At 68.5% G+C, this 21,168-nt stretch carries 24 protein-coding genes and 1 tRNA gene; 14 read left to right on the forward strand and 11 right to left on the reverse strand.

Annotated features, from left to right (window positions below; genetic code table 11):
• The first annotated feature begins 3 nt into the window (after positions 1-3).
• From PV646_RS14435 to PV646_RS14445, 3 genes are read left to right on the forward strand one after another with little or no spacing between them, the layout of a single operon-like run.
• The gene (locus PV646_RS14435; RefSeq protein ID WP_500341912.1) at positions 4-882 is read left to right on the forward strand and encodes a sensor histidine kinase; all 879 of its coding nucleotides are present in this window, start codon (positions 4-6) and stop codon (positions 880-882) included.
• Positions 883-887: 5 nt separating this feature from the next.
• Positions 888-1,388, forward strand: coding sequence for a MogA/MoaB family molybdenum cofactor biosynthesis protein (locus tag PV646_RS14440; protein ID WP_089909148.1), 501 nt, complete (start codon positions 888-890; stop codon positions 1,386-1,388).
• A complete protein-coding gene (locus tag PV646_RS14445) occupies positions 1,375-1,560 on the forward strand; it encodes a hypothetical protein (protein WP_500341913.1) in 186 nt (61 codons plus the stop codon). The genes PV646_RS14440 and PV646_RS14445 overlap by 14 nt, the downstream gene beginning before the upstream one ends.
• A 186-nt stretch (positions 1,561-1,746) precedes the next feature.
• Here PV646_RS14445 and mscL read toward each other — a convergent pair whose 3' ends face one another.
• The 4 genes from mscL to PV646_RS14465 form a co-directional block, all read right to left on the reverse strand.
• On the reverse strand, positions 1,747-2,163 hold the full coding sequence (mscL, locus tag PV646_RS14450) for a large conductance mechanosensitive channel protein MscL (protein ID WP_500341914.1): 417 nt from the start codon (positions 2,161-2,163) through the stop codon (positions 1,747-1,749).
• A 26-nt stretch (positions 2,164-2,189) separates the two neighbouring features.
• Positions 2,190-2,744, reverse strand: coding sequence for an SAF domain-containing protein (locus tag PV646_RS14455; protein WP_500341915.1), 555 nt, complete (start codon positions 2,742-2,744; stop codon positions 2,190-2,192).
• Positions 2,745-2,816: 72 nt separating this feature from the next.
• Complete coding sequence (locus PV646_RS14460) at positions 2,817-3,131, reverse strand: FmdB family zinc ribbon protein (protein ID WP_500341916.1); 315 nt, start codon at positions 3,129-3,131, stop codon at positions 2,817-2,819.
• A 94-nt stretch (positions 3,132-3,225) separates the two neighbouring features.
• The gene (locus PV646_RS14465; RefSeq protein ID WP_500341917.1) at positions 3,226-3,792 is read right to left on the reverse strand and encodes a 5-formyltetrahydrofolate cyclo-ligase; all 567 of its coding nucleotides are present in this window, start codon (positions 3,790-3,792) and stop codon (positions 3,226-3,228) included.
• A 38-nt stretch (positions 3,793-3,830) separates the two neighbouring features.
• On the opposite strand from PV646_RS14465, the gene PV646_RS14470 reads away from it, so the two are divergent.
• From PV646_RS14470 to PV646_RS14490, 5 genes are all read left to right on the forward strand, one after another.
• A complete protein-coding gene (locus tag PV646_RS14470; RefSeq protein WP_500341918.1) occupies positions 3,831-4,715 on the forward strand; it encodes a UTP--glucose-1-phosphate uridylyltransferase in 885 nt (294 codons plus the stop codon).
• A gap of 17 nt (positions 4,716-4,732) precedes the next feature.
• A complete protein-coding gene (glp, locus tag PV646_RS14475) occupies positions 4,733-5,956 on the forward strand; it encodes a molybdotransferase-like divisome protein Glp (RefSeq protein WP_500341919.1) in 1,224 nt (407 codons plus the stop codon).
• Positions 5,953-6,606, forward strand: a complete 654-nt coding sequence (locus tag PV646_RS14480; protein ID WP_500341920.1) for a GNAT family N-acetyltransferase — start codon at positions 5,953-5,955, stop codon at positions 6,604-6,606. The genes glp and PV646_RS14480 overlap by 4 nt, the downstream gene beginning before the upstream one ends.
• Positions 6,607-6,762: 156 nt before the next feature.
• Complete coding sequence (gene sepX / locus PV646_RS14485; protein ID WP_500341921.1) at positions 6,763-7,488, forward strand: divisome protein SepX/GlpR; 726 nt, start codon at positions 6,763-6,765, stop codon at positions 7,486-7,488.
• Positions 7,489-7,557: 69 nt separating this feature from the next.
• A tRNA-Ala gene (locus PV646_RS14490) sits at positions 7,558-7,630 on the forward strand.
• Between the two features lie 231 nt (positions 7,631-7,861).
• Here PV646_RS14490 and PV646_RS14495 read toward each other — a convergent pair.
• Positions 7,862-8,752, reverse strand: coding sequence for a hypothetical protein (locus PV646_RS14495; RefSeq protein WP_500341922.1), 891 nt, complete (start codon positions 8,750-8,752; stop codon positions 7,862-7,864).
• 240 nt (positions 8,753-8,992) lie between these two features.
• On the opposite strand from PV646_RS14495, the gene PV646_RS14500 reads away from it, so the two are divergent.
• The 3 genes from PV646_RS14500 to PV646_RS14510 all read left to right on the forward strand — a co-directional run bounded on the left by PV646_RS14500 (position 8,993) and on the right by PV646_RS14510 (position 12,269).
• Complete coding sequence (locus PV646_RS14500; RefSeq protein WP_500341923.1) at positions 8,993-9,370, forward strand: cupin domain-containing protein; 378 nt, start codon at positions 8,993-8,995, stop codon at positions 9,368-9,370.
• A gap of 94 nt (positions 9,371-9,464) precedes the next feature.
• Positions 9,465-10,019, forward strand: a complete 555-nt coding sequence (locus PV646_RS14505; protein WP_500341924.1) for a hypothetical protein — start codon at positions 9,465-9,467, stop codon at positions 10,017-10,019.
• A 258-nt stretch (positions 10,020-10,277) separates the two neighbouring features.
• Entirely contained in the window at positions 10,278-12,269 is a 1,992-nt protein-coding gene (locus PV646_RS14510) for a serine/threonine-protein kinase (protein ID WP_500341925.1), read from the forward strand.
• A gap of 44 nt (positions 12,270-12,313) precedes the next feature.
• Here the strand turns inward: PV646_RS14510 and PV646_RS14515 are convergent, their stop codons facing one another.
• Entirely contained in the window at positions 12,314-14,431 is a 2,118-nt protein-coding gene (locus tag PV646_RS14515) for an acyltransferase family protein (protein ID WP_500341926.1), read from the reverse strand.
• Between the two features lie 259 nt (positions 14,432-14,690).
• Complete coding sequence (locus PV646_RS14520) at positions 14,691-15,281, reverse strand: hypothetical protein (RefSeq protein WP_500341927.1); 591 nt, start codon at positions 15,279-15,281, stop codon at positions 14,691-14,693.
• A gap of 64 nt (positions 15,282-15,345) precedes the next feature.
• Here PV646_RS14520 and PV646_RS14525 point away from each other — a divergent pair, with 64 nt between their 5' ends.
• Positions 15,346-15,867 (forward strand): RNA polymerase sigma factor, encoded by a 522-nt coding sequence (locus tag PV646_RS14525; protein ID WP_500341928.1) that lies wholly within the window; start codon positions 15,346-15,348, stop codon positions 15,865-15,867.
• Complete coding sequence (locus tag PV646_RS14530) at positions 15,857-16,507, forward strand: hypothetical protein (RefSeq protein WP_500341929.1); 651 nt, start codon at positions 15,857-15,859, stop codon at positions 16,505-16,507. Before PV646_RS14525 ends, PV646_RS14530 begins: the two co-directional genes overlap by 11 nt.
• On the opposite strand, the gene PV646_RS14535 is transcribed toward PV646_RS14530, so the two are convergent.
• Positions 16,494-18,032 carry a dolichyl-phosphate-mannose--protein mannosyltransferase gene (locus PV646_RS14535; RefSeq protein ID WP_500341930.1) on the reverse strand — a complete coding sequence of 513 codons (1,539 nt, stop codon included), beginning with the start codon at positions 18,030-18,032 and terminating at the stop codon, positions 16,494-16,496. The genes PV646_RS14530 and PV646_RS14535 overlap by 14 nt on opposite strands.
• A gap of 24 nt (positions 18,033-18,056) precedes the next feature.
• On the opposite strand from PV646_RS14535, the gene rsmI reads away from it, so the two are divergent.
• Positions 18,057-18,902, forward strand: coding sequence for a 16S rRNA (cytidine(1402)-2'-O)-methyltransferase (rsmI, locus tag PV646_RS14540; RefSeq protein WP_500341931.1), 846 nt, complete (start codon positions 18,057-18,059; stop codon positions 18,900-18,902).
• Here rsmI and PV646_RS14545 read toward each other — a convergent pair.
• The 3 genes from PV646_RS14545 to PV646_RS14555 are packed head-to-tail and all read right to left on the reverse strand — an operon-like array spanning position 18,894 to position 21,154.
• The gene (locus PV646_RS14545; protein ID WP_500341932.1) at positions 18,894-19,622 is read right to left on the reverse strand and encodes an ABC transporter permease; all 729 of its coding nucleotides are present in this window, start codon (positions 19,620-19,622) and stop codon (positions 18,894-18,896) included. The genes rsmI and PV646_RS14545 overlap by 9 nt on opposite strands.
• On the reverse strand, positions 19,612-20,544 hold the full coding sequence (locus tag PV646_RS14550; protein WP_500341933.1) for an ATP-binding cassette domain-containing protein: 933 nt from the start codon (positions 20,542-20,544) through the stop codon (positions 19,612-19,614). Before PV646_RS14550 ends, PV646_RS14545 begins: the two co-directional genes overlap by 11 nt.
• Before the next feature lie 58 nt (positions 20,545-20,602).
• Positions 20,603-21,154 (reverse strand): PadR family transcriptional regulator, encoded by a 552-nt coding sequence (locus PV646_RS14555; protein ID WP_500341934.1) that lies wholly within the window; start codon positions 21,152-21,154, stop codon positions 20,603-20,605.
• Positions 21,155-21,168: the final 14 nt, after the last annotated feature.

The following is a 21,168-nucleotide window of genomic DNA, read 5'->3' on the forward strand; positions in this document are numbered from 1 at the left end:
CGCGTGTCGCTGACCACCGCGATGACCGTCATGGTCATCGTGCCGGTGGTGGCGACCATCGCCGGGGTGCTCGTGGTCAGCCAGTTCATGTTCACGCCGATGCTCAACGCGGCTCTCGTGGCCTGCGCGCTGGTCGGAGCGGTGACCGTGCCGTTCTCGATCATGCTCGGCCGGGCCATCGCGCGGCGGACGATGTGGGAGCGCGAGGCGGAGGCGTCCCGCCGGCAGCTGGTCGCGTGGATCTCCCACGACCTGCGGACGCCGCTGGCCGGGATCCGGGCGATGACCGAGGCGCTGGAGGACGGCGTCGTCTCGGAACCGGGCGAGGTCGCCGTCTACGCCAAGCAGATCGCCCACGAAGCCGACCACCTGGCGAAGCTGGTGGACGACCTCTTCCAGCTCTCGCGGATCACCGCGGGCGCGCTGAACCTGCCGATGCACGACGTGGCACTGGCCGACGTGGTCAGCGACGTGGTCGCCGCCTCGCGACCGGTCGCCTCGCGCGAAGGCGTCGAGTTGCGCGCGGACGCTCGCTCGTGGCCGGTCGTCCGAGGCTCCGATCCGGAACTGATGCGTGTCGTGCGCAACCTTGTGTCGAACGCCATCCGCCACACACCGGAGGGCGGCACGGTGGCCGTCCAGGTCGATGTGGACGGACCCGAGGCCGTGGTGAGGGTGGACGACGCGTGCGGCGGCATACCCGATGACGTGCTGCCACAGGTCTTCGACGTGGGCTTCCGCGGCTCCACGGCACGCAACCCGTCGGGCGCGGGACTGGGACTTTCCATCGCACGAGGCCTCGCCGACGCCCACCACGGGAGAATCGACGTCCAGAACCACGGTCCTGGCTGCCGCTTCGAAGTCAGACTCCCGCTACGGTGATCGGTATGGAACGCAGCGCGCAGCGCCTTGGCCGCGCTTTGGTCGTGATCGTGGACGACCGGGTGGCGCACGGCGAGCAGGACGACAACTCCGGGCCTCTCGTCACAGAACTTCTGGAAGAAGTGGGCTTCATCGTCGACGGCACCGTCGCGGTCGAGGGTGAGGTGGTCGACATCCGGGCCGCTCTCAACACGGCCGTCATCGGTGGCGTCGACCTCGTGGTCACCGTGGGCGGCACAGGCGTGTCCCCGCGCGACGTCACCCCCGACGCCACGCAGGGCGTGCTCGACCGACCGATCCACGGCATCGCCGAGGCACTCCGCGCCTCCGGCCTCGCCGCGGGCGCGGTCGACGCGGGCATCTCGCGCGGCCTCGCCGGCGTCTCGGGCAGCACGTTGGTCGTCAACCTCGCCGGGTCGCGCTCCGCGGTCCGCGACGGCATGGCGACCCTGTCGGCGTTGGTGCCCTACGTGATCGAGCAGCTGAGCGGTCTTGACGAAGAGTGATTCACCGAAGCCGGCCGACGACGACGCCGTTGCGCGTCGTCGCCGGTTGGCGGAGGTGTTCGGCGACGTGCTCCCGGAGACGACGTCGGACGAGCGCGGTGGTCCGGGTGGTTCCCCGGAGGACCGTGAGTCCTGGTACCGCGAGAACAGGCCGCCGCATCACGGCGGCTGACACGCGGCGGACACGGCTGGTGGGTGCTGCCCGGCATGGGGAGTTCGCCGGTGTGGCTCGGTCCTCGGGCACGAACCCCAGGCGCGCGGTCCAACGACTCGATGGGCACTGTGTGCCGGGACAAAGCGCGCGGGACCGCGCTGGGGCGACGGGTGCGCGCTTCGTCTCGGCGGGGACGGGTGGAGGTCAGATCGCGGGTCCGCGGCGGTCCGGTGCCGTGTTCTGCTGCACCGGGGTGGTCTGCTGCTGAGCCGCGAGGAGGTCGCGGATCTCGATCAGGAGCTCGACGTCCGTCGGCTCGGCCGGGCCTGCCTCCTCGCCCCTCTTGCGGCGGTCCTGGATCTTCTTGATCGGCAGCACCAGGACGAAGTAGACGACAGCGGCCACGATCACGAAGTTGATCGCGGCGTTGATGACGTTGCTGAAGTCGACGTACGTGTCGGTTTTGCCTGGCCTGATCTCGAAGCCGAGGCCCTTGGTCTCGGTGCTGCCCAGCGAGCTGATGAGCGGCTTGATGAGGCTCGTGGTGAACGCGGTGACGATCGCGGTGAAAGCAGTGCCGATGACCACGGCGACAGCCAGGTCGACGACGTTTCCGCGCATCAGAAAGTCTTTGAATCCCTTCAGCATCAGCGGAGAGTAACGGCTAATGCATGATCCAGTGACATCGCGGCCACCCGAGTCGCATTAAGTCTCGGCAACGTGACGACGACGACTTGGCCGCGCGTCTCCCGCACCGCCGCGTTCTCCGCGAGCACCTCGCCGGACGCCGACACCACGTCGACCCGGTCGCCCAGCCGCACGACACCGGCTAAACCCTGGTCAGCCACCCGGACGGCCACCGCCGCCTGATCTTCGCCCACGGCCGAGAGGTCGAAGTCCGTCAGCGGGACGCCCGCCCGCGCCGGCGACGACAGGGCGCGACCGAGCACCGCGCCGGAATCAGCGAAGGTCCCCGCTACGGGTGAGACCAACGAGACCAGCCGGAGGTCGGCGGCCGACAGCGACGTGCCCGCCGGCAGATCGCGGGAGGCGACCACCGCCGGATGGCCCACGTCGGGCCAGAAGAACGTCGACAGGGCCAGCAACGCCAGGCCCAGAGCGAGAAAACGGCGCCACGCAACGGAAGGGCGACGGCGCGACAGCGAACGAACTCGGTCCAGGACGGTCGTGGAAAGCGTCATGCCTCCGACCGTAGGACGGTCGGAGGCATGACGAACGGGGCTCAGCCCCAAGTTGTGGACAACTCGCGATCTTCAGGAGGCCGCAGCCGCCGGAGCGCTCGTCGAGGCCTTGGAGTCCGAAGACGACTTCTTGTCCGAGGACGGTGTGGAAGCCGGCTTGGTGTCCGAAGAGGAGGCCGTCGTGGCCGACGACGTGCTCTTGGCCGAGCCCGAGCGGCTGTCCGTGCGGTAGAAACCGCTGCCCTTGAACACGACGCCGACGGCGCCGAAGAGCTTGCGCAGCTTGCCCGAGCACTCGGGGCACTCGGTGAGGGAGGAGTCGCTGAACGACTGCACAGCCTCGAACCGGTGCTCACACGCGGTGCAGGCGTACTGGTACGTAGGCACTGGGTTTGCTCCTAGCTCTGGCACTCGACCGTTGTGAGTGCCAACACGATTTTCGCCCAGGACCTTCCCGGAGCGCAAACACCCCAGGTCAATGTCACAGCCGGCGCAGGCCGACAGAGGGTGTCAACACGCCGTTCATCCTCACGTCGTGAGGCTCACCGGGCACGTCGGCGAGCACCTCGCAGTCCCGGACGACGCCGATCAAAGGGGCTTTGACCAGCGACAACGAGCGGTCGTAGTGCCCCTTGCCCTTCCCGATCCGCACCCCGGACACCGACACGGCCAGCGCGGGCACGAGCACCAGCGAGGCTCCAGCGATCGCCGAGGCACCGAGCCGCGGACCGGTCGGCTCCAGCAACCTGAACCCGGCGGGCGCCAGCGACGAGGGCCCGGAGTACTCCGCCCAGTCCAGCGGCGAGTCACCCGTCACGATCGGTAGCAGCACCCGGCAGCGCAGCCCGTCGAGCCACGAGGCGTCGCCGGGCTCCGATCCGACCGGGATGAAAGCGCAGACCGTCTGATCAGCCGAAACGTCCAGCGCGACGACGTGGGCGGCCAAAGCGGCGGCCTCGAGCGCCCGGATCTCGGAGGGGAGAGAGCGCCGGTCGGCCAGCAACCGTGAACGCAGCGTGGCCTTCCGGTCACGAAGATCGGACGTCATGGTGGGTATCCCTCGGTATGTCGTTAGCATCGCAGCCCATGAGCAGCGCCTTCCACACCGCTATCGTGCCCGCGGCCGGTCTGGGCACCCGTTTCCTCCCCACGACCAAAGCCGTGCCGAAGGAACTGCTGCCCCTCGTCGACACCCCCGCCATCGAGTACGTGGCGCGCGAGGCGGCGGAGGCCGGCGCGAAGAAGCTGGTGATCGTGACGTCACCGACCAAGGCGTCGGTCGCGAACTACTTCGACGAGAACCCCGACCTCGAGCAGTCGCTGACCGCCAAGGGCAAGACCGACCTGGTCGAGAAGATCCGGCGCGCCCCGCGGCTGATCAAGGCCGAGACCGCGATCCAGGACCAGGCGCTCGGGCTGGGTCACGCCGTCGGCTGTGCCGAGGGCAACCTGACCGGCGAGGACGAGGCCGTCGCGGTGCTGCTGCCCGACGACATCATCCTGCCGACCGGTGCGCTGAAGAAGATGGCGGAGGTCCGGCAGGAGAAGGGCGGCAGCGTTCTGCTGGCGTTCGACATCCCGCGCGAGCAGATCTCCGCGTACGGCGTGTTCGACGTCCGCGACACCGGCAACGACGACGTCAAGCAGGTCGTCGGCATGGTCGAGAAGCCGAAGCCGGAGGACGCGCCGTCGACGTTCGCCGCGGCCGGCCGGTACCTCCTCGACCGGGCGATCTTCGACGCTCTCAAGCGCATCACGCCGGGTGCCGGCGGCGAGCTGCAGCTCACCGACGCCATCGCCTTGCTGATCAGCGAGGGTCACCCCGTGCACGTCGTGGTCCACCGCGGCGGGCGACACGACCTCGGCAATCCCGCCGGATTCCTGCGGGCTGCGGTTGACTTCGCACTCGAGACCCCTGAGTACGGACCCGATCTGCGTGAGTGGTTGCGGGAACGCCTCGACAACTCCTGAGCGCGAGGACCAATCACATGAGGTCAGTGGACGAGCAGCTCGCTCGGGTGATCGCGGCCGCGGTGCGGCCCGCACCCGTGCGGGTGGCGATCTCGGAGTCGCAGGGCCTGCTCTGCGCCGAGGAGGTCGTCGCGGAGCGCGCGTTGCCCGGCTTCGACCAGGCCGCCGTCGACGGTTACGCGGTGCGCAGCGTCGACGTGTCCGGTGCGAACGCGAGCCCGGTGCAGTTGCCGGTCGTGGGGGAGATCCCCGCCGGCTCCCGGCAGCCGCGCAGACTGCAGCCCGGCCAGGCGGTGCGGATCGCGACCGGCGCTCCGCTGCCGACCCTGGCCGACGCGGTCGTGCCGCTCGGCTACACCGACGGCCACCAGGCCAAGGTGACGGTCAACCGCAGCGTGCCGTCCGCCGGGTTCGTCCGCCGCACCGGCGAGGACGTGCAGACCGGTGACGTCGCCGTGCGCCGCGGCGCGTCCATCGGTTCTGCTCAGGTGGGTCTGCTGGCCGCCGTCGGACGCAACAAGGTGCTCGTGCACCCACGTCCGCGCGTGTCCGTCATCTCGCTCGGCGAGGAGCTCGTCGACGTCGACCGCACGCCCGGCCAGGGCCAGGTCTACGACGTGAACTCGTACGCGCTGGCCGCCGCCGCACGGGACGCGGGCGCCGAGGTCAGCCGGGTCGGCATCATGTCGGCCGACCCGCGCCGGCTGCGCGAGGTGATCGAGGGCAGGCTGCTGCTCTCCGAGATCGTCGTCATCGCGGGCGGCGTGGGCGGCACGATCGGCGACGAGGTCAGGGCAGCGATCACGGACCTGGGCGACATGGACGTCACCCGCGTCGGCATGCACCCGGGCTCGGCCCAGGGCTTCGGCCGGCTCGGCCCGGACGCCGTGCCGACGTTCCTGCTGCCCGCGAACCCGATGAGCGCGCTCGTGGTGTTCGAGGTGCTGGTCAGGCCCCTGATCAGGGCCGCGCTGGGCAAGAAGAACCCGTACCGCCGCGCCGTCAGCGCACGCCTGCTGTCGCCGCTGCAGTCGACCAAGGGTCGTCGCGGCTTCCTGCGCGGCCAGCTGCTGCGCGACGCGGACAACGGCGAGTACCTGGTGCAGCCGCTCGGCACGTCCGGGTCGCACCTGCTCGCGTCCCTGGCCGAGGCCAACTGCCTGATCATGGTCGACGAGGACGTCACCGAGGTCTCCGTCGGTGAAGAGGTGCTGGTCAGCTTCCTAGCGCAGCGTGGATGAGCGTTTTCGCCGATCTGGGCAGACACCCCGGCTGGCCGGTCCGGCTGGGGCCTCTCCAGGTGCGCGCGGGAACCGTGGAGCTGCGCGGACCGAGGCTCTTCGACGGCGGTAAGTGGTCCAGGCTGCGCATCCGCGACCGCGCGTACCTCGAGCAGTGGGAACCCACGGCGCAGGAGGGCTGGGACGAGCGCAACGCGACGATGTCCTGGCCCGCGCAGTGGTCGTCGTTGCGCGGCATGGCCCGGCGTGGCACCACGCTGCCGTTCATGATCCTCGTGGACGGCGAAGTCGCAGGTCAGATCACCGTCGGCAACATCGTGCGCGGCTCGCTGCTGTCCGCGTGGATCGGCTACTGGGTGGCCGCTGACCGGGCAGGTGGCGGGGTCGCGACGGCGGCCGTCGCGTTGCTCACGGACCATGCCTTCCGCGACGCGGGTCTGCACCGGCTCGAAGCCACCGTGCGGCCCGAGAACGGCCCCTCGATCCGTGTGCTGACGAAGTCCGGCTACCGCGAGGAAGGCCTCTTCAAGCGTTATCTGGATGTTGCAGGGCAGTGGCGCGACCACCTCTGCTTCGCGCTGACGACCGAAGAGGTCCCGGATGGCCTAGTGCGCCGTTTGGTCGCACGCGGAGAGGCCCGTCTTCCCTGACGATTGCTTCCGTTCGTCCTAATCGCTTCCCCCGAAAGTGGGTGATAGACCACACTTTCGTACGTACAGCAGTCGGCGAGCCTCCGAGACAGGTGTGACTGTTGTGACTAGCGTGGTTGACAGCACCACGCGTGGGCCGGGGGAGGTGTACGGGGAATGCCGAGTTCGCTGATCATCGTTGCGCTGGTCATCGCCTGGCTGGTGGTCCTCGTCCCCATGATGGCTCGCAAGCGCCAGGAGAGCGCGCGCAGCGTGGGGGAGGAGTACGACGCCATGCCAGACGCCGAGTACGACGACATCCACGACATCGACGACGACTACTTCGACGAGGAGGAGTACGTCGAGCGCCCCTTCCGGCGTGGCCGTGGTGGCTACGACCCGGAGACGGCCGCGCTGGTCGCCCAGGCCAAGTACGCGTTCCGCCGCAGAGTGGTGGCATTCCTCTTCGTCGCCGCGGTGGCGTCGGGAGTCGTCGCCGGCGTGTTCTACACGAAGCTCTGGTACGGCCACGCCGCGATCGACCTGCTGCTCGTCGGGTACCTGACGTACCTGCGCCGGCAGGTGCGGATCGAGGAGGAGATCCGCGCACGCCGGCTCGCCCGCCTGCAGCAGGTGCGTCGCCGCCGTGCGACGGGCCCGCAGCAGCAGGAGACCCCGGCAGTCGTCGCGGACCTGCCACGGCAGGTGGCCGTGGTGTCCGAGGAGCCCGCGACCACCAGGGTCGAGGTCGTCGAGGACAGGCCCGCGCTGCCGCCGTTGCCGCGCTTCGAGCACCACGTGCGTCCGGGCACCATCCCGGTCGACTCCGACGACGAGGACCCGGTCTTCGTCGAGTTAGAGGGACTGGAGTCGCTGCGGTACCGAGGTGCTGTCGGGGCGTAGTGGGTCATGGGTGGGGGTGGTGAAACACCCCCTCTCGGGACTGCTATAGTTCTCCACGTAAGACGGCAAGGGGCTGTAGCACAGTTGGTAGCGCGTCTCGTTCGCATCGAGAAGGTCAGGGGTTCGATTCCCCTCAGCTCCACGCAATTGACGGCGAGTGCTCGTGATGAGCACTCGCCGTTTTGCGTTCCGCGTATCTTTTGGGGGCCGAGCCCCCAGACCCCAGCCGGGGGCAAGCCCCGGACCCCCGTAGGTTTCCCGGAGGGTCGGGGTCCAGCTCCGCAAAGTGCATGAACGCCAAAGGGGCGGATTCCGGTAAGTCGGAATCCGCCTCTTTCATTGGGCGGTCAATTGGTCAGGGTGTTGCCGCTTGCTACGGCAGGGATTCGCAGGCCACTCGGTCCCTGTCGCCGTCGAGTTCGGCGATGTCGCCGTAGTACGGGTAGTAGAGGTCGAACCACGCCTGTGCGTCGCGTTGGTAGGTGAAGTTGGCGCAGTCCACGCTGTTTCCCGGGTTCGGGGGGACGCGGACCTCCGGCGACGGCATGCCCGCGCCGACCCACTCCTGGTAGTTGATGGCGCGCTCGAACGCGGGGCCCTTGTAGTAGATCGCGGGGCTGCTGCCGAACTTGTAGAACTGGTCGTTCGCGACCCGCTGCACCACCTGTGGCGTCGGGAACGCTTCGGCGCTCCACTCCCCGTAGCCGATCGAGTAGCCGGAGCCGTTCGCGAGGTCGGTCATCCGCATGATGTTCGGCGCCCAGGACAGCTTCAGGAAGCCCTGGTTGGAGTGCCGGTCGAAGGCGCGGAAACCGGAGGCCGCCCACTCGTTGTAGGTGAGCTTGTGGCGGACTCCGTCAGCGCCCGCGACGAAGAGTTCGTTGGAGGTGGCCCACTGGTAGTAGGTGCTGCCCTTGATCCAGCCCGCTGTGCGCGGGGCGGGGTACCCGGCCTGTCCCCACTGCGGCGCGGTCAGCGCGTCCCAGTCCCACGTCGACTCCGCGTCGCCCCAGAACGTGACCGCGTAGATGGTGGCGGACCAGGGGTACTTCACGTAGTCCGTCGGCGAGTCGGCGGGCACGGGGAAGCCAGCGGATTCCCACTCGGCGAAGCTGATGGCTCGGGCGTTGCCCCCGTCGACGCGCCACACCGTCGCGTCGAACGGCTGCTTGTAGTAGCCGTCGGTCACCGCCGCGTTCGAGGGTGCCGCCACAGCGACGGCCAGCCCCAGTGCGACACCTGCGCTGACCAGTGCGGCCGTCACCCGTGTGATCGTTTTCAAAAGGCTCGCCTTCCGTCCGCCCCCGAACCTGATGTCCTGTTGGCTTTCGGCATTCGGACCAGGTTGTTACGCAGCGGAGTCGAAAGTGGGCGCAGTTAACCCGATCGGTGTACACGGTGGTGTGTGCGAGCTGAGTGATTCCAGGCCGTCCGTCGTAATGCGGACGGCACTTTCGTCTATATAACGGCCGTAAGCTCGTTCGGCTCCCGAAAGGCTGTACCCATGAGCGACGCGCCGCAGGACAAGGTCACAGTCCTGTCCGCCGAAGCCCTCGCCCAGCTGAAGTCGTTCCCGCTGCACGGCGACGAACGGCTGCAGAACAAGCTGCTGTGGAAGTCGCCCAACGGCGACACCATCGTCGGCCTGATCCAGATGGCGCCGGGCGCGCGCGATGTCGGGCACAACCATCCGTCGGCGACGCAGCACACGTGGGTCATCGACGGCACCGTGAGCATCGGCGGGGTCGAGGCGACGGCCGGCTCGTACGCGTTCGTGCCGCCTGGCGTCGACCACGAGACGATCGCGGGTGATGAACCGGTGACGATGTTCTACCTCTATCAGCCGTACGCGGCGGAGCACGACCACGATCACGACCACTGACGGTTTTCCGCGCCGCAGAAGAGGTGTTTCGCGCTCACCCATCTATGGGGTGAAGTTCAGTGAACAACGCGGCGTCCACAAATAGTTTTCTCTCATGAGATCTGTGGTCGCCGCGTTATTACTCGTGGCCGTCACCTCCAGCGGTGCAGCGGCGTCGACCGATGCCCCCACCGCCCGGTGCACGGCCGCCCGTCCTGTCGTCTCCAGCACGGAGACAGCTGTAGAAGCACGCGTTCTCACCGGCTGCACGGCCGGTGAGCTCGTCGTCTTCCGGGCCGCCCTGACCTTCCGTGCCCACGGCACGTCCTGCACCGCGGTCTCCGAAGAGCTCGAAGCGGACCCGGCCACCGAGCCGCAGTGGATCCGCGCCCGCCTGGAACTGCTCTGCGCAGCCGGCGAGAAGGGCCTGGTCGGCTCGCAGTTCACCGTCGAGATGTACGACCAGCAGAACACTCGTGTCGCCACCTACGGTTCCGGTGACTCCTTCACGGAGCGCGACCCGGCCGCGCGGCACCTGTGGACCGTCGAGTTCGTCGCGGGCCTGGGTGATCTGCCGGTGGCGCCTGATCCGGCCGCGCCTACGTCCAGCGCGTCGGCGGGTCACGGCGGTTCCCGCACCTTCTCCGAACACCAGGTCAACAGCGGCTGACGTCGTTTTCGCCACCCGTTCGCCAGGTGTCCGTTCGTGCTGCCTTCGATAACAAATCGCACCGAGCGGACGACTTCTGTCAACGGAGCCGTCCATCGCAACGTGTAAGGGCCAAGAGGCTCAACGTGCGACGGACGGGGGGTCATGACGCGGTGATCAAGGAAATGGTTGCTGTGGCATCCGCCGCAAACCAATCACGCACCGTAGGGTGACAGGTCGCCTAGGCTGGGGGTGATCTCGGAAGGGGTGGTGTGAGTCGTGGGGCTCGCTGAGTCCTTGCTCACGTGGCTGCACGGCTTCGTGGGTGCCAGTGTCTGCCCCGGTGACTGGGTGTGGACCACCACGGCGCTCGGTGCGGTGCTCGGGTTGTTCCCGACGGTCGGGGCGCTGCTGTCCATCGCGGTGCGCCGGGTGGTCGGCAACTCCTACGGACCTGTGACCGGTGCCATCTTCACCGTGCTCGGCGTCGCCAGCTGTCTGGTGCTGCCGTGGCTCATCATGCGCGGAACCGTCCAGGGGCTGGGCCAGCGTCGCATTGCCGGCGCCGACTCGCTGGACCAGGACACCTGCTTCGGCTCGTTCTCGCAGGGCAGCTACCTGGTCGACGGGGCGCCGTCGATCCTGCGCGTGATCCAGCGGCCGACCGAGCAGCCCCTGTTCCTGGCCGCCGCCGGCATCACCGTGGCGCTCGCGCTGCTGTGCCTGCTGTTCGTGATGCTGCAGTCGGGTTCGGCGTTCCGGCTCGGGCCGAACTGGCCGCGCCGGGTGTTCTGGCCGATGTTCCTGGTACTGCTGGTGACGACGTCGGCATTCCCCGTGACGCTCGTCGGGCACGTACTTCTCGGGTTTCTTCCGATTGCGATAATCGGCTCCCTCGTCGTGCGGATTTTCGGGTTGACTACCGCCATGCTGAACCGCCCCGGCCGCGACCGGTCCCAGGACCGGAACTCGCAGAACTCGCCGCCACCGCAGCCGGTGGCGCGCACGCCGCAGAACCAGAACAAGCAGCTTCCGCCTGGTCAGCCGCAGAAGAAGGCGCCGACCAAGCCGATCGACGCCTCCGCCCACCGGCCGCCGCCCCAGAACCCGGGGCAGAACCCACCGCCGTACCAGCCGGCTCAGGTGCCGAAGTACCAGCCGGCGCCGATGAACCGGCCGATGAGACCGGTGACGCAGCCGCAACCGCAGCCGTCGAACCACCCGCAGAACCAGCCGCCGCGGCAGTACCCGCCGACGCGCGTCGCCGAGGTCATGCCGCAGCCCCAGGCCCCGCAGCCGTCGAATCCGGCGGTGCTCGCGGACACGCCGGGCCCGCTGCCGTTCGGTCCGGGCGCGGCCAACGCCGAGTCACCCGCGCCGGTGCAGAAGTCGGGCAAGGTCTGGAACCCCGGCAACGGCCGGTTCCGCCGCGTCCGCCAGCTCGGTTCCGGCGGCTTCGGCACGGTCTGGCTGGCCACCGACGAGCAACTCGATCGCATGGTCGCGGTGAAGCTCGCGCACGCCCCGGACAACGAGACCGAGGCGCGCATGCTCCGCGAGGCCCGCGCGCTGGCCGCGGTCCGCCACCCGAACTGCGTGCGCGTGTTCGACATCGTCCAGGACCCGGACGGCCTCGCCCTGGTCATGGAGTACATCGAGGGCGCGTCGCTGTCCGAGACGGTGCTGAAGAACGGCCTGATCGACGACAAGCTCGCCGCCCGCCTGTGGCTGAACATGGCCGACGCGCTGGCAGCGGCCCACGACCGCGGTGTGCTGCACCGCGACGTGAAGCCGTCCAACGTGATCGTCGACAACCAGGGCACCGCGCACCTGATCGACTTCGGCATCGCCCGCTCCAAGGGCGACAGCACCCTCACCGCCACCGGCATGATGGTCGGCACGCCGGACTTCCTGGCCCCGGAAACGGCCCGTGGCGAGACGGCGTCCCCGGCGTCGGACTCGTGGCAGCTGGCGGCGACCGTGTCCTACGCGTTGACGGGTCACCCGCCGCGCGGCTCCCGCGAGAACCCGATCTCCTCGCTGATGGCCGCCGCGCAGGGCGAACCGATCACCAAGCTGCCGCAGAACAGCAAGCACGCCCGGTTGCTGCTCGCGGCGATGGACCCGGAGCCCGGTCGCCGGCCGTCGCTGGCGCAGGTGCGCGGGCAGTTGTCGCAGTTCCTCGACCAGCAGGGCATGAGCAAGGAAGGTCCTGTCACGAAGATGATCAGCAAGCCGACTCCGCCGCCCACGAGGCACATGCCGATGTAGGCGATTCGAGGGGGAACGTCCGCGGACGTTCCCCCCTCGTGGCCTCAGCTGAGCGCCTTGCCGATCATGGGCGCCAGCGATCGGGTGTACACGCCGTTCAGGTGATCCGGGTCGTAGTAGACCGGCACCTTGCCCACCACGGCGTAGCAGTTCTGCTCGTCGCAGAAGTAGTCGGTCAGGTCGATCACGGACACCCCAGGGTTCTTCGAACTGCGGGCGACCTCGACCAGCGGCTCGGGGGGTTGTGCCTGTGAGCGCGGCGTCGCGCAGGCAAGCGGGTTCGACGGGTTGAGCACCACACAGTCCGGGGAACGGACGTCGCCGTTGTAGGGCGGGTCGGCGAGCGCGACCACGCGGGCACCCGCGTCGGTCCACTTCTGCCAGCGAGGTTCGAGTCCGTCGCGGTACTGGTCGGTTTGGCTCCGGCCGCTGTTGTCGTCGACCTTCTCCTTGCGCGAGAAGAACGACGTCAGCACCAATGTCGGCTTGTCGGCGGCGATCACGTCGGTCATCCGCCTCGTCCAGGTCGAGCAGATCTCACCGTGCTTCGGCGATGCCGGCTTGTTGTGGAACTCCACCACCTTGACCTCCGCGAACGGACAGGCTCCCAGGTAGCTGGTCTTGAGCAGCCACTTGCGTTCACGGGCCAGTTCGAAGACGGCCGTCTGCCACTGCTGCGCGTGCGAGTCGCCGAGCAGCCACACCTTCTCCGGGTTGGCAGAGCCGCCGCTGTAGTCACAGGTCGCCGTCGTGGCTATGTCCCCGGCGTCGTACTCCGGGTTCGCCTTGCACACGGAGTCGGGTCGGAAGTACTCGTTCGCGGGTCCCATCGCGGTGGTGCGGGCCGGACTGAACGGCTCGGTGCAGCCGTTGGCACCGACAAGTGCACCGGCGCCGTGACAGGGCGTGTTCAACCCCGCGGCCGCGTCGCGCTCGGCCTGAACGACGTGCCGTTGGTAGGTCCACTGCAACCCGGCGGCCATGACCGCCACGACGACGATGCCCGCGGTCATGGCCGCGAACGTCAGCTTGCTGCTGCGCCTCAGCGGGCCCCACGACATACCGCGGTCCTCGACCAGAACCTTCGACAGCCACGCCAGCCCCATCGCCAGCACGAGCAGGCCGAGCAACCAAGGTGTGCTGAGTTCGCCCTTGTCCAACAGGCCGCTCAACGCGAACGGCGCGAGCAGCACGATCGGCCAATGCCACAGGTAGAGCGAGTAGCTGATGTTGCCCACGAACTGCACGGGTCCTGACGCCGTCACGGCGGTGTGCCACTGACGGCCAGGGCGCAGGCCCGAGATGATCACCAGGCCGGTGCCGATCGTGGGGATCAGCGCGAGGTAGCCGGGGAACGCCGTGTGGTGGTCGTAGACGAACACCGCGGCGATGATCATCGCGAGACCGGCGAACGCCGCCGATTCCGCAGCCACGCGCGGCAGCGTCAGCTTCGCGGCAGCCAGAGCGACACCGGCGCCGATGGCGAACTCCCACACCCGCACCGGGGTGATGAAGTACGCCGCGCTCGGCGAGTCGATCGTGTAGTAGACGCTCAGGCCCAGCGACAACGCGCCCAGAACGGCGACGCCCACCAGGACCCAGCGGCGCCTGCCGATCGTGAACAGGCCGATCAGCAGTAGCGGCCAGAACAGGTAGAACTGTTCCTCCACCGACAGCGACCAGTAGTGCTGGACGAGACTCGCGGCTTCGTTCTGCGCCGAGTAGTTCACCGACTTGGCGGCCAGCCGCCAGTTCTCCCAGTAGGACGCGGCCGCGAAGGACTCCCAGGCGTTGGCGGTCCAGCGTGGGTACGGCAGCAGGAAGTACGCCGCGGTGAGGCTGACACCGAGCACCAGCAAAGCCGCCGGCAGCAGGCGCCGGACTCGGCGTGCGTAGAACTGGCCGAGTCGCAGTCGGCCGGTCCGGACGATCTCGCGGTCGAGGTGCGAAGTGATCAGGAACCCGGAGATGACGAAGAAGACGTCGACTCCGACATAACCCCCGGTCAGCGCGTTCGGCCAGAAGTGGTTCACGACCACGGCCAGCACGGCGATCGCGCGCAGCGCCTGGATGTCCGTGCGGAAACGGAGATCCTTCGGAGGATCATCGCCGGCAGGACTCCGGCGACTGTGCTCCGGATGCAACTCGACAGTCGTGCTCATCAGCGCCGATCTCCCCCAGGAAGGACCCCGCGACCACCCGAAGTCAGGAAGTGCAACTTTCGGGGGTCACTCGTTCGGGTTGAACGGCGTGGATGGTAATCGACGCGAATTCCTAGGCGAACCGGGTGAACGTCGAACCGGTCCGTAACGGTGATTCACCGTCCAGCGACCTAAGCCGTGGTTCACCCGGAAAGCCTCGGCATCTCACGGGATGCCACGCGAAGAGTGGTGAGGCGGTTTCCGCCGATCGCCTCACCACTCACCTACGGGCAGCAGGCCTCAACCGCTTGCGCAGCAGCAGGAACACCCCGGCCGCGCCGACCACGACCAGCCCGACGAGCCACACGGGCAAGGGCTTTCCCGAGGGCGGGTCCGGTACCGTCACGGCGGCCGGTGCGGGGGAGGCCGAGATCTTCTTCAGCGGCGGTGCGATCGTCTTCCACGGCCAGTCGCCAGCGCCCTGCGCCACCTGCGGGTCCACGGGTTTCACCAGCAACGTGCCCGGCACGGTCAGCGTGCCCAGCGGGTGCTCCTGGAACATCCCCTGCATTCCGAACACCTCGTAGGTCCCGGCGGGCAGGGAGAACGTCACGGCGTAGTGCGCGGGTTCGCCCAGCGCCACGCCTGGGAACTCAAACGAGTCCGTGCCGGACTGGAAGCGCAGGCCGGTCTTGCCGAGATCGCCGGAGAACGGGTGGGTGCCGTGCTGCAGCACCCAGTAGCCGGCGGTGTGGGTCGTGTCGGCCTGGATCGACGGCACCGGGTCGACGTACGTGACCGCCCAGCCGCCCGCGACAGCAGTAGGTGCGCTGATCAGCAGGAAAGCGCACAACAAGGCCAGAATTCTCATGACGCGAATACACCGGGAACCGAAGTGTGGTTCCCGGTGTAGAGAGGGCATCACGGACGAAGCGGTGGCACGGGCGATCGCAGGCGACCAGGCGGCCTACGGCGAGCTGGTCGCCCGGTACACCGCGCTCGCACACCGGACGGCGTACCTGCTCGGGGCCGGTGCGGACGCCGGTGACGTGGTGCAGGAGGCGTTCGTGAAGGCTTATCGGAAGCTCGGCACCTTCAAAGAAGGCCTGGACTTCAAACCGTGGCTGCTCAAGATCGTGGCCAACGAGACGAAGAACCTGCACCGCGGCCGGCGGCGGCGCAACCTGATGGAGCTGAAGCTCGCGGCCATCACGGAGACCGTCGACCACGACGACCCCGGCACGCTGGTGGACGACTCCCGCGCCAAGCTCCTGAAGGCCGTGCAGAGCCTGCCGGAGCACGACCGGCAGGTCGTCACGTGCCGGTACCTGCTGGACCTGAGCGAGGCCGAGACCGCGCAGACCCTGAACCTCGCCAAGGGGACCGTGAAGTCCCGGCTGTCCAGAGCCCTCGCGAAACTGCGTCCGATGCTGGAGGAGGTGGCCCGTGATCGATGACCAGGCGGAAGCGCTGAGAGACCTCGGCCGCCACCTCCACGTGCCGGAGCCACCGGACGTCACGGCCGCGGTGCTCACCCGCATCAACGCACCCCGGAGACGATGGCTCAAGGCGCTGGCAGCGGCCATCACCGCGTTCGCCATCGCCTTCGCGGTGTCCCCGGCCGTCCGGGCGGGCGTCCAGCAACTGCTGGAGTTCGCCGGCGTCGAGTTCCGCACCGAAGCACCGCTGACGACAGCCCCTCCGTTGCCCAGCAACGACGTCTCGCTCGAAGAAGCGCGAAAGCAGATGCCGTTCGAGATCCACCTGCCCGCGGCGCTCGGCACGCCGGACCAGGTCACCGTCCACGAAGGACGGTTCGTCACGCTGCACTACGGAGACCTGAGACTGGACCAGTTCGACGGCACGATCAGCTCGACCATCGGCAAACTCGTCCACCAGGACGGAGTCGAGCAGGTCGACGGCAAGGTCTGGATCCCGCAGCCGCACGTGTTCTTCTACATCGACCGCGACGGCGCATGGCACACCGAGGAACCGCAGGGAGCTGCCCAGACCCTGCTCTGGCAGAAAGATCAGGTCACCTTCCGGCTGGAAGGTGACCTGACGAGAGAACGAGCGCTGGAGATCAGCGCCAGCTAGGCAGCCACAGCTGCTGCTGCCACATCTCCGGTGTGATCGGGTTGCCGTTCAGGATCGGCCACAGCCACACGAAGTTCGCCACCACGATGCCCACGTACAGCGCGACGACCAGCAGCCCGGTGCCACGCCGTTCGGAACCCGAAGACCTGCGTCCCAGGACCTCGCCCATCGCCAGCACGATCAGCAGCACCAGGAACGGCGCCATCGGCGTGACGTAGAAGAAGTACATCTGCCGGTCGAGGTTGAGGAACCACGGCAGCAGGCCCGCGGCGTAGCCGACCAGGACGCCGGCGTAGCGCCAGTCCATCCGGCCGATCGTGCGGAACAGGGCCCAGCCGATCACCGGGAACGCGAGCCACCACATCGCGGGCGTGCCGATGAGCATGATCGCGCCGAGGCACGATGCGGCGCCGCAGCCCGTGACGGAGTTGTCGTAGTAGTAGAGCATCGGGCGCAGGCCCATGGGCCACGTCCACGGCTTCGACTCCCACGGGTGCCTGTTGGTCTCCGAGGTGACCAGCTCGACGTGGAACTTGTAGACGTTCTTCGCGTTGTACCAGAGCGACTGCAGGGTGTCGGGGATCCACGTGACGTCCTGGATCTTGGTGCCGACCACGTGGCGGTCGATGCCGGTCTCGCTGGCCATCCACGGGAACCACGTCGCGATGTAGACGAGCACGGGGATCGCGACCAGGCCGCCCAGCGACGGCAGGACGTCCTTCACCAGCGCGCCCAGCCACGGCTCCTCGACGCCCGCGGCACGGCGGGCCAGCGCGCTCCAGATCACCGTGAGCAGACCGAACGCCGCGATGTACCAGATGCCCGACCACTTGATGCCGCACGCCGCACCGAGCATCACGCCCGCGCCGACGCGCCACCAGCGGAAGCCGAGCGACGGGCCGAACGCCGAGTTGTTGATGAAGCCCTCGCGGACGGCGACGGCCAGTCGTGCCCGCATCTGCTCGCGGTCCGCGACCAGGCAGCCGAACGCGGCCACCACGAACAGCGCGATGAAGATGTCGAGCATGCCCATCCGCGACTGGACGTGCGAGACGCCGTCCGCGATGAGCAGGATGCCGGCGAGCGCGCCCAGCAGGTCCGACCGGGTCAGGCGGCGGGCGATGCGGATGATCAGCAGGATCGTGATCGCGCCCGCGAGCGCCGAGGCGAACCGCCAGCCGATGCCGTCGTAGCCGAAGAGCTCCTGGCCGATCGCCATCAGCTGTTTGGCGAGCGGCGGGTGCACGATCAGCTCGTAGCCCGGGTTGTCCTCGTAACCGCCGTTGCGCAGCACCTGCGCCGTCTGCGGCACGTAATGCTTCTCGTCGAAGATCGGCGTGCCCTTGTCCGTCGGATAACCGACGTTCCAGAAGCGCACGACGGCACCGATCAGCGTCACGACGGCCGTCATGAGCCACCCGCGCAAGCGGTCTCCGGACGGTGGCGGGTCTAGTACCGCCGCACGATCCGTAGGCGGCTCCTCGACGACGACGGGCGCCTCTCCTGGCTGCACGAGGACTGTCACGCCGCCGATCGTAGGGTGAAGCTTGTGAGTCCTGTATCCGGTTCAGGCCGTCTAGTCCTGGCAGCCACCCCTCTCGGGGACATCCGCGACGCCTCCGCGCGCCTGATCGAGGCCCTCGAGACGGCCGACGTGATCGCCGCCGAGGACACCCGGCGGCTGCACAGCCTGGCCATGGCGTTGCAGGTCAAGCCGTCGGGGCGGGTGATCAGCTTCTACGAGCAGAACGAGGTCGGCCGCCTGCCGAAGCTGCTCGAGTCGCTCCACAACGGCGAAACCGTGCTGCTCGTGACGGACGCCGGAATGCCGTCGGTTTCCGATCCGGGCTACCGGCTCGTCGCCGCGTGTGTCGAGCAGGACCTCACGGTCACGTGCCTGCCGGGGCCCTCCGCGGTGACGACGGCGCTCGCGCTCTCGGGCCTGCCGAGCGACCGGTTCGCGTTCGACGGCTTCCCGCCGCGCAAGTCCGGCGAGCGCAAGCGCTGGTTCGCCCCTTTGGCCACCGAGCAGCGGACGGTCGTGTTCTTCGAGGCGCCGCACCGGCTCGCGGAGACCCTGAAAGACGCCGTCGAGGTGCTCGGGCCGGACCGACGCGCCGCCGTGTGCCGCGAGCTGACGAAGAAGTACGAAGAGGTCGTGCGAGGTTCATTGGCAGAACTCGCCGAGTGGGCCGTGGAGGGCGCACGCGGCGAGATCACCGTGGTGCTCGGTCCCGCTCCCATCGCGGACACGCCGGACCTCGACACGCTCGTCGCCGAGGTCAAGCAGCGCGTCGCCGACGGGGAACGGATGAAGTCGGCTGCCGCCGAGGTCGCGGAGGCGGCCGGGATCAGCAAGAAGACCCTCTACGACGCCGCGATCAAGTCAAGCTGACTCCTTGTTGAACGTGCGCACGCCGTAGAACACGCCGACGAGCACCAGCGCCGCGACCGAGATCAGCCCGTAGAGCATCGAGCCGGGGTTGAAGATCGACCGCTCGGCGTCGACGACGTGCGCCAGCGGGTTGATCCGCGACAGCCAGTAGAGCCACTGCGGGCCGTTCGACATCGGCAGCAGCACGCCGCTCAGAAGCATCAACGGCACGATCGACGCCGACAGCACGGACGCGAAGACGTACTCCAGCTTGACCTTCAGCGCGATCGCGTACGACACGGAGCCGATCGCGACGCCCAGCAACGCCACCAGGCCGAGCCCGAGCAGCATCTGCCCCGGCGACGCGCGGAAGCCGAACAGCATCGCGGCCAGCATGATCAGCAGGCTCTGCACGACCAGCAGCACGACGTCCTTGCCGACCCGCCCGACGAGCAGCGCGACCCGGCTGACCGGGGTGACCCGCAGCCGTTCCATCACGCCCGTGCGGACCTCGGGCAGCAGCGAGAAGCCCGCGTAGGCCGTGCCGAACAACGCCATCTGCACCAGCAACCCCGGCACGAACCACTGCCAGCCGGTGTCGCCGAGCAACGGTCCGAACAGGCCTAGGTAGAGCAACGGCTGGGCGATCCCGAACACGATCGCGACGGGGTTGCGCACGACCGGCAGCATCACTCGGCAAAAGACGAGCCAGGTGTCACGCAAAAGGTTCCTAGGCAGCATTGGCTTCCTCCCGCAGCGACCGGCCGGTCATGGTCAGGAACACGTCGTCGAGGGTCGGCCGGTGCACCTGGACGCTGTGCAGTTCGACGCCGATGTTGTCGAGGTCGCGCAACAGTCCCGGCAACGCGCGGTCGCCGTTCGGGATGCGGAAGCTGACCTTCTCGCCCTCGACGACCGCGTTCTCGAACTTCGTGGCGACGAGCGAGGCCTGGGGTGTGCCGAGCACGACCAGGTCGCCGGAGACGCGGTGCTTCAGCTCGTCCGGTGAGCCCTCGCCGACGATCGAGCCGTGGTCGATGACCAGCAGCCGGTCGCTCAGGTAGTCGGCCTCGTCGAGGTAGTGCGTGGTCAGGAAGACCGTGACGCCGTCGGCCTTGAGCTGCTTGATGTGGTCCCACAGGTTCCGGCGGCTCTGCGGGTCGAGCGCCGTGGACGGTTCGTCCAGGAACAGCAGCCGCGGGTCGTGCAGCATGCCCATCGCGATGTCGAGCCGGCGCTGCTGGCCGCCCGAGAGCGTGACGACGCCGCGCTTTTCCAGGCCGACCAGGTCGAACCGTTCGAGCAGGCCGGCGACCTTCCTGCGGGCGTCGTGCTTGGACAGGCCGTAGAAGCGGGCCTGGAAGTCGAGCTCGTCGGTGACCCGCTGGTCGAGCCCGGCGCCGTTCTTCTGGCCGACGTAGCCGATGTTGCGGCGCACCCCGGCCGGGTCCGTCAGCAGGTCGTGCCCGGCGATGGTGGCCTCGCCGGCGGTCGGGTGCAGCAGCGTGGTGAGGATGCGCAACGTCGTGGACTTGCCGGCGCCGTTCGGGCCGAGGAACCCGACGAGTTCCCCCTCCGCGACGTCGATGTCCACGCCCCGCACCGCGTCCACCGGACCGGTCTTGGTCGTGAACCGGCGCGCGAGGCCGCGTGCCTTGATCATGACGAAACCCCCTCTAGTCAACTTTGACTAGAGGCTAGCGAGAACTAATCAAGTTTGACTAGTCCTTCAGCTCGTAAGCACCGGCCTCTAGGCGTTCGATCAGCTCCTGAGTCCAGCGCACCTGGCCTTCGAGATGGACGAGCCAGAGTCGAAACAGCTCGCTGACGTGCGCGGGCTTGCCCATCTCCGGCATCGACGCGATGCCGTGCCGGGTCGGGGTGAGCTGCCCCTCGAGACCCGCGAGCCGGTTCTTCAGCAGCACGACCGCCTGCCTGCGGGGGAGCAGGTTGAGCATCGCCACGCCCGCGGAGACCTCGTCGTTGCCGGCGGCGGGGTCGGCCAGGGCGTGGCCGAGCAGGTCGTCCAGCTCGTGCTCACCGGCCGCGGTGATCCGGTAGGTCGTGCGGGCGGGGCCCTCGCCGGACTCGGTGCCGACCGGCTCCAGCAGTCCGTCCTTGGCCAGCGCCTTCAGCGCGTGGTAGATCGAACCCGGCTGCACGTTCGCCCAGCTGTCCGCCGACCACGACTTCAGCTCGCGGCGCACCACGTAACCGTGGGCCTCGCCGACGAGCTTCACCACGCCGAGCACCAGCATTCTGGTCGCGGACAAACAGACCTCCCACT

The organism is Streptomyces sp. ID05-26A (assembly GCF_033794685.1).
In the GTDB taxonomy this organism is placed as follows: Bacteria; Actinomycetota; Actinomycetes; order Mycobacteriales; family Pseudonocardiaceae; genus Lentzea.

Bases quoted from the DNA above. Each gene is read 5' to 3' on its own strand.
- PV646_RS14440 (WP_089909148.1), top strand. From the start codon at position 888: ATGGAACGCAGCGCGCAGCGCCTTGGCCGCGCTTTGGTCGTGATCGTG.
- mscL (WP_500341914.1), bottom strand. From the start codon at position 2,163: ATGCGCGGAAACGTCGTCGACCTGGCTGTCGCCGTGGTCATCGGCACT.
- PV646_RS14455 (WP_500341915.1), bottom strand. From the start codon at position 2,744: ATGACGCTTTCCACGACCGTCCTGGACCGAGTTCGTTCGCTGTCGCGC.
- PV646_RS14465 (WP_500341917.1), bottom strand. From the start codon at position 3,792: ATGACGTCCGATCTTCGTGACCGGAAGGCCACGCTGCGTTCACGGTTG.
- PV646_RS14470 (WP_500341918.1), top strand. From the start codon at position 3,831: ATGAGCAGCGCCTTCCACACCGCTATCGTGCCCGCGGCCGGTCTGGGC.
- glp (WP_500341919.1), top strand. From the start codon at position 4,733: ATGAGGTCAGTGGACGAGCAGCTCGCTCGGGTGATCGCGGCCGCGGTG.
- PV646_RS14480 (WP_500341920.1), top strand. From the start codon at position 5,953: ATGAGCGTTTTCGCCGATCTGGGCAGACACCCCGGCTGGCCGGTCCGG.
- sepX (WP_500341921.1), top strand. From the start codon at position 6,763: ATGCCGAGTTCGCTGATCATCGTTGCGCTGGTCATCGCCTGGCTGGTG.
- PV646_RS14500 (WP_500341923.1), top strand. From the start codon at position 8,993: ATGAGCGACGCGCCGCAGGACAAGGTCACAGTCCTGTCCGCCGAAGCC.
- PV646_RS14505 (WP_500341924.1), top strand. From the start codon at position 9,465: ATGAGATCTGTGGTCGCCGCGTTATTACTCGTGGCCGTCACCTCCAGC.
- PV646_RS14515 (WP_500341926.1), bottom strand. From the start codon at position 14,431: ATGAGCACGACTGTCGAGTTGCATCCGGAGCACAGTCGCCGGAGTCCT.
- PV646_RS14520 (WP_500341927.1), bottom strand. From the start codon at position 15,281: ATGAGAATTCTGGCCTTGTTGTGCGCTTTCCTGCTGATCAGCGCACCT.
- PV646_RS14545 (WP_500341932.1), bottom strand. From the start codon at position 19,622: ATGCTGCCTAGGAACCTTTTGCGTGACACCTGGCTCGTCTTTTGCCGA.
- PV646_RS14550 (WP_500341933.1), bottom strand. From the start codon at position 20,544: ATGATCAAGGCACGCGGCCTCGCGCGCCGGTTCACGACCAAGACCGGT.